7 protein-coding genes are annotated in these 8,084 nt (G+C 66.3%); 6 read left to right on the top strand and 1 reads right to left on the bottom strand.

Annotated features, from left to right (window positions below):
* From coaE to lpxD, 5 genes are all read left to right on the top strand, one after another.
* Positions 1-663, top strand: a 663-nt coding sequence (gene coaE, locus VIM61_14250; GenBank protein ID HEY8901571.1) for a dephospho-CoA kinase, incomplete at its 5' end; no start/stop codon positions are given.
* Complete coding sequence (rho, locus tag VIM61_14245) at positions 656-2,065, top strand: transcription termination factor Rho (GenBank protein HEY8901570.1); 1,410 nt, start codon at positions 656-658, stop codon at positions 2,063-2,065. The genes coaE and rho, both read left to right, overlap by 8 nt.
* 4 nt (positions 2,066-2,069) lie before the next feature.
* A complete protein-coding gene (locus VIM61_14240) occupies positions 2,070-3,623 on the top strand; it encodes a hypothetical protein (protein HEY8901569.1) in 1,554 nt (517 codons plus the stop codon).
* The gene (locus tag VIM61_14235; GenBank protein HEY8901568.1) at positions 3,620-5,569 is read left to right on the top strand and encodes a hypothetical protein; all 1,950 of its coding nucleotides are present in this window, start codon (positions 3,620-3,622) and stop codon (positions 5,567-5,569) included. The genes VIM61_14240 and VIM61_14235 overlap by 4 nt, the downstream gene beginning before the upstream one ends.
* A gap of 31 nt (positions 5,570-5,600) precedes the next feature.
* Positions 5,601-6,614, top strand: coding sequence for a UDP-3-O-(3-hydroxymyristoyl)glucosamine N-acyltransferase (gene lpxD, locus VIM61_14230; GenBank protein ID HEY8901567.1), 1,014 nt, complete (start codon positions 5,601-5,603; stop codon positions 6,612-6,614).
* Positions 6,615-6,623: 9 nt separating this feature from the next.
* Here the strand turns inward: lpxD and VIM61_14225 are convergent, their stop codons facing one another.
* The gene (locus tag VIM61_14225; protein HEY8901566.1) at positions 6,624-7,265 is read right to left on the bottom strand and encodes a TetR/AcrR family transcriptional regulator; all 642 of its coding nucleotides are present in this window, start codon (positions 7,263-7,265) and stop codon (positions 6,624-6,626) included.
* 73 nt (positions 7,266-7,338) lie between these two features.
* Here VIM61_14225 and VIM61_14220 point away from each other — a divergent pair.
* On the top strand, positions 7,339-8,084 hold a 746-nt coding region (locus tag VIM61_14220; protein ID HEY8901565.1), incomplete at its 3' end, for a glucose 1-dehydrogenase.

Raw genomic sequence — 8,084 nt, 5'->3', positions numbered from 1 at the left:
CCCCGCCGTTTCGCTTTCTCCGAACAGCTCCCATGCGCCCAGCCTCCCTCAGCCGAACCTGAAGCCATGCCGACCCTTGGAATCACCGGAGGCGTGGCCACCGGAAAGACGACCTTCCGCCGCCTTCTCCTCGAACGAGTCGACGCGGATTTTTTTGACGCCGACGCCTGCGCCCGGGAACTGCTCGATTCGAACGACAATATCCGCGAGCAGGTGCTGGAATCGATTTCCCCCGCCGCCTATTCGAAGGATGGCGAGCCCAATCGTCCCCTCATTCGCGAAATCATCTACAACGACATCGCCAAGAAAAAGACCCTCGAGGGCATCCTCCATCCCGCGATTCGCGCCCGCTGGACCGAGAAGGCGCGCTCGACCATCGACCGCATTTTCGTGGTCGACATTCCCCTCCTCTTCGAAACGCGTGCGGAAGGCCTGTTCGATCACGTCATCGTGGTCGCCTCCAGTCCGGAAACCCAGATCGCCCGAATGACCGGGATTCGCGGACTCTCCGAGGATCTCGCGCGAAAAATTCTCGCCTCGCAGTGGAGCCTGCACGTTAAGATGCGCGCTGCCGGTCATGTCGTCTGGAATGACGCCGGCCTCGACCTGCTTCAATCGCAAGCTGCCCTGCTCGCCGCTTATCTCCGCCACAAGTATGACTGACGTCTCCACGCCGCACGCGTCCGACCTTCCGCCTCCGGCTCCCCTCTCCTCGACTCGCACCACCGCCGCATCCCCGTCTCTCCCCGACGCCTCCGTCTCGCCGGCGCCAGCCGAGCCTCCCGCGGCGACCGCCCCGGCACTCGTCATTTCCCTCAACGACCTCCAGGGCCTCAGCCGCGCCGCCCTCGCCGATCGCGCCCGGGAATTCGGCATCCGCCTGCGCCCCGACGGCAGCATCCATCACCTCGTCCTCGATCAGGTTCGCTTTCATCTCCAGCGCGGCGACACCGTCACGGCCACGGGCATCTTCGACGTCGACAACAACCGCGGCGTGCTCCGCTGGGAGAAGTTCAGCTTTCGGGCCTGTCCGGAGGACGTCGCCGTGCCCCAGCCCCTCTGCCGCGAGCACAGCCTGCGCTCCGGTCTGAAGATTCACGGCACCGTTCGCCTGCCCCAGCAGCGCGAGCAAGGCCTCGTCCTTGCTGCGATCATGACGATCGAAGGCCGCCCCGCCGCCGAGTGGCAGACGCCGACCGATTTCGAGAAGCTCACCGCGACCTTCCCGGAGCGCCGCATCTTTCTCGAGACGCCCGGCCATCCCGATCTCGGCCCTCGCGCCATCGACATCATTTCGCCGCTCGGCATGGGTCAGCGCGGACTCATCGTCGCCCCGCCTCGCGCCGGTAAGACCGTGCTCCTTGCGCAGATTGCCCAGGCGATCCGCCGCAACCATCCCACGATCCACCTCATTCTCCTCCTCGTTGACGAACGCCCCGAGGAAGTCACCGATTTCGAACGCAGCCTCGACTGCGACATTTTCAGCAGCACGTTCGACGAATCGCCCACGCGCCACGTTGCCGTCGCGGAGCTCGTCGCCGAGCGCGCCAAGCGCCTCGTCGAGCTCGGCCGCGATGTCGTCATCCTGCTCGACAGCATCACGCGCCTGTCCCGCGGCTATAACAACCTCCAGCCATCCAAGGGCGGCCGCACCATGAGCGGTGGCGTCGACGCCAAATCGCTCGCCAAGCCCAAGAAATTCTTCGGCGCCGCCCGCAACTGCGAGGAGGGCGGCAGCCTCACGATTCTTGCCACCGCGCTGGTCGAGACGCAAAGCCGCATGGATGACCTCATCTTCGAGGAATACAAGGGCACCGGCAACATGGAGATCCATCTCGATCGCACCATCGCCGAGCAGCGCGTCTTCCCCGCCATTCACATCACGAAATCCGGCACCCGCCGCGAGGAGCTGCTGCTCCACCCCGACGAATACGAACGCACCGTCGCCCTTCGCAAGCGCCTTGCCGAGCTCCCCGCCGTCGAGGCCATGGAGGTGCTCCAGCTCAATCTCCAGCACACGAATCTCAACGCCGAATTGCTCCTGGGGAATCTGCGCGGTTGCTAGGCGGATGCGCGAATTCCTCAATCGCCTGATCGATCCGCCCGCGCTTCGCCGCTTCCTCCAGCGCCTGCGCGGCCCGGAGATTCGGCTCGCGCTGCGCCTGTGCATTCCCGCGGCCGTCGTCGCCATCGTCCTCCGCGCGATCCTCATCGCGTGGATGCCGGCCGCCTTTGTCCACAATGACACCGCATCCGCTCTCGAAACCGCCGACCGCCTGATCCATCGCGGGGCGTTCGTGCTCGACGGCAAGAAGACCTTTCTCGTCCCGGCGCTTTATTGCCTCCCGGCGCTCCTGCACATTCCCGTCCTCCCGTTCCTTGCCGTCGTCCAGCACCTGCTCGGCGTCGTCATGGTCCTCGTCACCGGCCTCCTGACCTTCGCCTGGCTGCGGCATTGGCGGCTTTTCATCGTCCCCGTCACGCTGCTCGCCGCGCTGAATCCCGTGCTGCTCTGGTATGAGCACACCGCCCTGGCGGAAACCTTCGCCGTCCTCGGAATCCTCCTCGTTGCCCTCGCCGGCACCGCCTTCTTCCGCGCGCCGGATCGCTACACGCTCGCCGCGCTCTTCCTCGCCCTGCTCTTCATCGCGGGCGCCCGTCCGGAGGGCCGCCTCTTCGCGCTGTTTGCCGTCGCGCTCGTCGCTCGCACCCTGTGGGGACAATGGCGACCGTTCCGCATCGGCGTCGCCCTCACCGTCATCTGGGCGCTGTTCCTCTTCACCCTCACGCGCACCGGCCAGAGCGGACTGCTCCTCTTCACGTCGGTCGTCCAGCTTTCGCCCGACCATCTCGTGCTCTCACCCGGCGTCGCCGAGGCCGTGCGACCTCTGGCGGACCGCACTCGCGAGGCTTGGAGAAGCCCCGAGCCGCCCAAGCTCGTCGCGCTCCGCAAGGACCTCCAACGCACGCTCGCCGCCACCGGAGCCGATCCCGACAAAGCCGCCAAACGAGCCGGCCTCGAGACGGCGCTTCGGCGCATCGACGCCCTGCCCGGCCTCGCTCTCCGCAAGTTCGTGATCGCACACCGCGAGCTCCCCTGTGGCGACTTCACGACTTACCCGATTGCCGGCCAGCTCGACGCCCTTACCGATGGCGATTCCCCGGACGAACGCACGCTTCGCTACGCCAGCCTGCTGTGGGGCAGCTCCCTCGAGTCGCCCGAGGCCGCCAACAAATTCCTCCGCGAAACCTATCGACCGCTCCCGGGAAATTTCCTCAACGCATGGCTCGAAAGCTGGCAATCGATCAGTCTGCTGCCGATCGCGCCGATCGACCTTCCGGGCGCCCAGGCCAGCCGCGTGGCCATTCACGGCCTGCCCTGGCTCTACACCGCCGCGCTCGCCGGTCTCCTCTGTCTCGCTCTGCGCGATCCTCGCCCGCTCAACTTTCACCAGCTCTGGGGCGCCTTCCTGATCGGCCTCTTCGTCCTCATCATGGTCACCGCAAACATCCGGGCGCGCTTCCGCATTCTCTTCGAGCCGTTCTGGATCCTTTACGCCGCGGCGCTCCTCGATACCGTTCTCATCCTCCTCGCCCGTTTGCGTCCTTCGCGCCCCGCATGAAATCGTCCCGTCTTGCCGCCTGCCTTTTCCTGTTTCTCGGCGGATTCCTCGTCAGCTGGATCTACCAGACGCCGCCGTCTCTCGGCGATGACCTGAACTACTGGGGCCTCGCCTTCGACCTCCATCACGGCGTCTCCGGCGCATGGAGCAAAACGTCGTTCCATGACCTCCGCTGGCCCGTCTGGGGCCTCTGCTGGCTCCTTCAGATTCCCTTCGGCTTCAGCGCGCTCTCCTACTATCTCGAACCCATGGTCTACCTCGGCGCCGGCGCCGTCGTGGTTTTCCTGATCGCTCGCGCCCTCGGCACCACGGATCGCGTCGCCCTCGCCGCCGGCATCCTGTTCCTCTTCCATCCGCAGCTCGATTCCGTCGTCGACCGCCCCATGCCCGATCTCTCGGAGGGCTTCTGGGTCGCCGTCGCCTTCCTCGCGTGGCTGCACATGGTCCGCAATTCCCGTCCGGTGGCAAAAGCAGGGCTCGCCGCCACCATCGGCCTCGCCCTTGCCGTCGGCCAGGCGAACCGCATCACCGGCGTCTTCGCCATCCCCGTCCTCCTGCTCGCCACCCTCGCGTTCTATCCGCGGCAAATTCTGTGGCTCGCGCTCTCCGGCGCATTCGCCGCGGGCTTTGTCTTTGTGGAAGCCGCCGTTTACCACGCCCTCACCGGCGACTGGCTCCATAGCCTTCATGCGAACGCCACCGCCACCGGCCGCAAGGGCACCGAGCCCATCCCGTTCTGGGAACTTCCCGTCCGCTTCCTGCCCACCCTCTTTCGTCGTCCCACCGACATCGTTTTCAACTCCGTCGCCATTCTCGGCATCGGCCTTGCGTGGCGAAATTATCGCGCGCCGGGGCGGGCTCTCGTCGTTTACGCCCTCGGCTACGTCCTCACCTACAGCTGCGCCGTCCAAAGCCTCTTCCCGCTCCGCCCGCTGGTTCGGGACGGCGATCGCTTCCTTGGCAGCCTCGCCTTCCCGCTCGCCATCCTCACGGCCATCGCCCTCGCCCAGCTCGTCGCCTGGCTGCAACCCCGCCTGCCCAGGCTTCTCGCAAAACCACGCCGAGCCACCGTCGTCGCCGCCTTCGCCCTGCTCATCCTCGCGTTGACCTTCCTCTCGAGCCGCCCCTTTCGCGGTCTCAACTACCTGCACGAGATCGCCGCTTATCTCCGCACCGTTCCGGCCGGCACGCGCGTCCTCTCCCACGACGCCATGCGCCACGTCGCCAATCTTGCCGATCCCACCGCCGCGGGCCGCGTGAAATGGACCCTGCAGAAAGACCTGCTCGATCCGTCTCCCACCACGTTGCAACTCGCCTCCGAAGCAGACGAGATCTGGTTCAATCGCAAGTGGATCTGGACCGGCACCCGCAAGAAGAGCGAATACGACAAGCTCGACGCGCTCGGAGACATCGCCCCGTGGTTGCGCCCGCCGCTTGCTGGCTGGACGGCCCGCCGCGCCATCCTCAAGGGCGACGTTCCCGATTTCGTCTTCCTCGCTCGCGCCGCGTCAGACACCCGCCCGCCCGCCGAACAAAGCCCCGACGGCCGCCTCTTGCGCACCGAACTGCTGCCCGACTTTCCCGTCCCGCACACCTGGAGCTTCACCAAGCCCCCTCGCGACGTGATCGAACTCCCGGTGAACCCGCTTCCCGCCTGGCTCCGCGGCCGCACGCTCTTTCTCTCGCTCCGCTTCTCCTCGAACACCACCGAGCCCGTGCGCGCCGGCGTCACCTTTCTCCACGGCGACACCGTTCTCCAGCAGCTCACGTTCAAGCCCTACTTCTTCGACGAATCCAGCGAAGACTTCTTCTTCCTCACCGTCCCGCCCGAAGCCGACACCATGCAGATTCGCCTGCGCATCTCCAGCAAGGCCCGCCGCATCACCCTCGAGCGCTTCCGCCTCTTCGCCGATTCCCCGGAGGAACGGGCGCAACAAAAAGACTGAAAACCCAAATCTGAATCCTTAAAACTCCGCCATGACCCTGCGCGAAATCGCCGACCTCGTGTCCGGCCACGTGAATCCCGAACACGCCGCCCTCACCGTCCAAGGCCCCGCCTCGCTTGTCGAAGCCGGCCCCGGCGACATCGCCTTCTTCGGCAACGCGAAATACCTCCCCGCTCTTCGCGCCTCGCAGGCCTCGGCCGTCCTCGTCCCGCACGGCTTCGGCGAAGAGATCCCCGCCGCTCGCATCTGGGTCGACAATCCAGCCGCCGCGTTCGCCACCGTCCTCGCGAAGTTCGCGCCAGAGCCGATCTCCTACCCGCCCGGCATTCATCCGACCGCGGTGGTCGATCCCTCCGCTCAGGTGGATCCCAGCGTCCACGTCGGCGCCAGCGTCGTGATCGAGGCCGGCGCCAGGATCGGCGCGGAAAGCGTGATCGCGGCGCAATCCTTCATCGGCCAGAACGCCGTCCTCGGCGCAGGTTGCTTCCTGCATCCTCGCTCGACCGTCAACCACGGCTGCCTGCTGGGCGACCGCGTCCAGCTCCAGAGTGGCGCCGTCATCGGTGCCGACGGCTTCGGCTACGAGATGAAGGACGGTCGCCACGTGAAGATCCCACAGACCGGCATTGTCCAGATCGACAACGACGTCGAGATCGGCGCGAACACCACGATCGACCGCGCTCGCTTTGGCCGCACCTGGATCCAACAGGGCACCAAGATCGACAACCTCGTGCAGATCGCGCATAACGTCCGCGTCGGCGCACACACGATCATCTGCTCGCAGGTCGGCATCTCCGGCAGCACCCGCATCGGCAGCTACGTCACCCTCGCCGGACAGGCCGGCATCGTCGGCCACATCGAGATCGGCGACAAAGCCATCGTCGCCGCGCAAACCGGCCTCAGTCGCAACCTCAAGGCCGGCGACATCGTCTGCGGCAGCCCCGCCCGCGAGATCCAGACCTGGAAGGAACAGGCCGCTCAGGTCAACCGCCTCGGCAAGCTCTACGACCGCGTGAAAAAGCTCGAAGACAGTCGAAAGGATTGACGCCCCGCGTCAGCGGCCCTTCTTCACGACCCGGCGCTTTCGCGGCGCCGGCCACGAGGCCAGCGCGGCGTCTACCATGCGGAGCAGTTCCTCCCGGCCCGCGCCGCTGGAGGCCTGCACGGAAACCCCCTGCGCCAGCGCGTTCACAAATCGGGCCAGCGCGTCGGAGTCCGCGTCTTCCGGCAAATCGCCCTCGTCCTTCGCCCGCTCGAACCGCGCCTCGAGATCCCTTTGCGACTGGCGGCAGAAATTCGCCATCTCGCGGCGCAGTTCCTCGTTCTCCTTGCCGCCTCCGGCCACCATCGCCTGCACCGCCATACAGCCCCAGGGACGCGTCGGATCACACGCGAGATCGACCGCCCCCCGCAGCCGCCGCTCCGCGACTTCCCGCGCCGTCGGCGCGCCCAAGGCGTCCGCGACGTAGGCCGCCGGCCCGCTCGTGTAGCGCTCGATCACCTTGCGGAACAGCGCCTGCTTGTTGCCGAAGGCCGCGTAGAGACTGGGCGGATTGATGCCCATCGCCGTCGTCAGGTCCGCAACCGACGCCGCCTCGTAGCCCTTGCGCCAGAAAACGTGCATCGCCCGCTCGAGCGCCACATCGGGGTCGAAGCCGCGCGGGCGGCCGATGGCGGGGAAGCTCTTCACTTTCATAGCAATCGCTACAATATATCGCTTGACCCTCCCCGGGCCAGCGTTACTTCTGTAGTCCACATTACATAAATCTATGAGCACCCAAAAACTCACCGGCAAAGTCGCCATCGTCACCGGAGCCTCCAAGGGCATCGGCGCTTCCGTCGCCGCGCATCTCGCGGCCGAGGGCGCCGCCGTCGTCGTGAACTATTCGTCGAGCAAGGCAGGCGCCGATCGCGTCGTCGCCGAGATCACCGCGAAGGGCGGAAAGGCCGTCGCTGTGCAGGCGAACGTCGCGAAGCCCGAGGACATCGCGCGCCTCGTCGCGGAGTCGCAGGCCGCCTTCGGTCCGATCGACATCCTCGTGAACAATGCCGGCATCTACGAGTTCAGCGCCATCGAGGAGATCACGCCGGAGCATTTTCACCGCCAGTTCGATCTCAACGTCCTCGGACTGCTTCTCGTCACGAAGGAAGCCCTCAAGGCCTTCAACCCCGCCGGCGGCAGCGTCATCAACATCAGCTCCGTCGTCAGCCAGGCCCGCTTTCCCGGCGCCGTCGTCTATGCCGCCACGAAGGGCGCCGTGGACGCGATCACCCGCGTGCTCGCTTCGGAACTCGGCCCCCGCGGCATTCGCGTCAATTCCGTGAACCCCGGCATGGTCGAGACCGAGGGCGTGCACGCCGTCGGTTTCGCCGAGAGCGATTTCCGCAAACAGATTGAGGCACAAACGCCGCTCGGTCGCATCGGCCAGCCGCAGGACATCGGTTCCGTGGTGGCGTTCCTCGCCTCGGAAGACGCCGCGTGGCTCTCCAGCGAATCGATCTTCGTGGCGGGCGG

The organism is Chthoniobacterales bacterium (assembly GCA_036569045.1).
GTDB lineage: Bacteria > Verrucomicrobiota > Verrucomicrobiia > Chthoniobacterales > JAATET01 > JAATET01.
The sequence above is the reverse complement of the archived record's forward strand: the minus strand, read 5'-3'. Positions and strand labels throughout refer to the sequence as shown.

Bases quoted from the DNA above. Each gene is read 5' to 3' on its own strand.
- rho (HEY8901570.1), top strand. From the start codon at position 656: ATGACTGACGTCTCCACGCCGCACGCGTCCGACCTTCCGCCTCCGGCT.
- VIM61_14240 (HEY8901569.1), top strand. From the start codon at position 2,070: ATGCGCGAATTCCTCAATCGCCTGATCGATCCGCCCGCGCTTCGCCGC.
- VIM61_14235 (HEY8901568.1), top strand. From the start codon at position 3,620: ATGAAATCGTCCCGTCTTGCCGCCTGCCTTTTCCTGTTTCTCGGCGGA.
- lpxD (HEY8901567.1), top strand. From the start codon at position 5,601: ATGACCCTGCGCGAAATCGCCGACCTCGTGTCCGGCCACGTGAATCCC.
- VIM61_14225 (HEY8901566.1), bottom strand. From the start codon at position 7,265: ATGAAAGTGAAGAGCTTCCCCGCCATCGGCCGCCCGCGCGGCTTCGAC.